At 49.5% G+C, this 1,673-nt stretch carries 1 protein-coding gene and 2 pseudogenes; all 3 read left to right on the top strand.

What is annotated here, in order from left to right; translation table 11 throughout:
* Positions 1–769, top strand: a pseudogene (locus tag ACK59H_RS22900) (RHS repeat domain-containing protein); the annotation flags it as partial.
* Complete coding sequence (locus ACK59H_RS22895; protein WP_409264983.1) at positions 733–1,212, top strand: hypothetical protein; 480 nt, start codon at positions 733–735, stop codon at positions 1,210–1,212. The pseudogene ACK59H_RS22900 and the gene ACK59H_RS22895, both read left to right, overlap by 37 nt.
* 118 nt (positions 1,213–1,330) lie before the next feature.
* Positions 1,331–1,673, top strand: a pseudogene (locus ACK59H_RS22890) (hypothetical protein); the annotation flags it as partial.

Raw genomic sequence — 1,673 nt, 5'->3', positions numbered from 1 at the left:
AGAGACGCCTGGGCAAAGCATCTTGTACCTGTACGAGCCGGGGGGCTATGCGCCGTTGGCGCGGGTCGATCAGACAGAGGGTGAAGAGCAGAAACTCTACTACTTCCACACGGACCAGATTGGCACGCCGTTGTAGCTGACTGACAGCGATGGCAAGATCGTCTGGCAGGCGACGTATCGCTCGTGGGGTTCAGTAGAGCAGCTGGCCGTTAACGAAATCGAGCAGAATCTGCGTTTTCACGGGCAGTATCTCGATAACGAAACGGGACTGCACTACAACACTTTCCGTCACTACGATCCTGAGGTAGGGCGTTATGTTTCTCAGGACCCTATTGGTTTAGATGGTGGGCTAAATCTTTCTCGCTATGGTCAAAATCCAATAGGTTGGATTGACCCATGGGGATGGGAATGTTGGAGTACTGCACGAAAAAATTATTGGAAAGCTGAAGCCAAAGCACCTAGTCGGACTTATTCACCTGCTAATCTGGTGCGTATGGCTGAGGGGAAGGCGACCAAGATGACGGTTGAAGTGATTTCTCGTAAAACAGATAAGATATCAATAAGAGAATATACTTTAGAACTTCATCATAATGATATCCCTCAGCGAGTGGGTGGGGAGGGAGTTCATGATTCGTCTAATTTGCTTGCGCTTACTCCTTGGGAGCACGAGGCTGTCGATCACTTTAGGCATGTAGGATCGGATCTGATTAGGGTAATAAAAGGAGTTGATGTATGGTGGTCGACAGTGGTTTGTTGGCGGAGCGTATAGTGGGATCGCCCATTTATAAAAAATTGCTCTCGGAGCTTATTGATGTTTTACATATTGAGGTTGAGTCGGAATACACGGAGGTATTTGCTAGGCTTGACTCTGCTAAGGTTGCAAGGGCAAAAGTCGATATTGATGAGTTAATGTTAGCGTTAACTGATAAATTCGACCTGTTACGGGGATATTCTATTTCTAAATTCCGGGCATTATCCGCTGAAGAAGAGGATGAGGAGGAATACCCCGCTGGAGCAGAACCTTCAGAGGACGAAAAAAGCAAGATCCTTTCAGTTGGAAAGTACTCGCAAGGGTTTCTGTTGACAAATCTCATTGAGTATGTATTGGCGAAGTCTGGTCGCGAGCAACTACTAGAATATCTTAAGCTTTCGAGAATCCCTCGAGCGAAACAATATGCTGACCAGCTGTTTAAGTTGGTAAAACTCGTGTGATGTAGATTATTAAACTGGCACTTATTGCTCGGAGTGCTTCGTAGTTGTTATTTTTCGGTACGAGTTTGTGGCTCTCTAAAAATGTACTAGCTTGGATTTCGGGGTTAAACCCCCGAAATACGCCGAAGGCCTGATGGTCACCCACAGCAACGCCTGGGCCTGGGCTGCCACTACCGTTGGGAAACCCTCGGCGATAAACCACGCGTGGTAGATAAATGGACCAGCGATGGCGAGCACTACCATTTCCGCTACGACCTCGATGCCCGCACCAGCTGGGCCACCGACGTGCTCGGCCGCGAACTGCAAGTGCAGTACAACGCCGACCACCGCGTGATCGCCAGCCGTTATTACGGTGGCGAGCGTTACGCCATCGAGCTGGACGAGCAGGGCAACATGGTCGGCCTAGACCTGCCAGATGGCAATCGCCTGACCTTCAAGTACGACGAGTTTGCCCGCCTGCT

The organism is Pseudomonas sp. KCJK9000 (assembly GCF_046230725.1).
Lineage (GTDB): Bacteria > Pseudomonadota > Gammaproteobacteria > Pseudomonadales > Pseudomonadaceae > Aquipseudomonas > Aquipseudomonas promysalinigenes.
Note: the sequence above shows the minus strand (reverse complement) of the source record. Positions and strands in the feature narration are given on the sequence as shown.

Excerpts from the sequence above, each read along its gene's own strand:
- ACK59H_RS22895 (WP_409264983.1), top strand. The coding sequence starts at position 733 with ATGGTGGTCGACAGTGGTTTGTTGGCGGAGCGTATAGTGGGATCGCCC.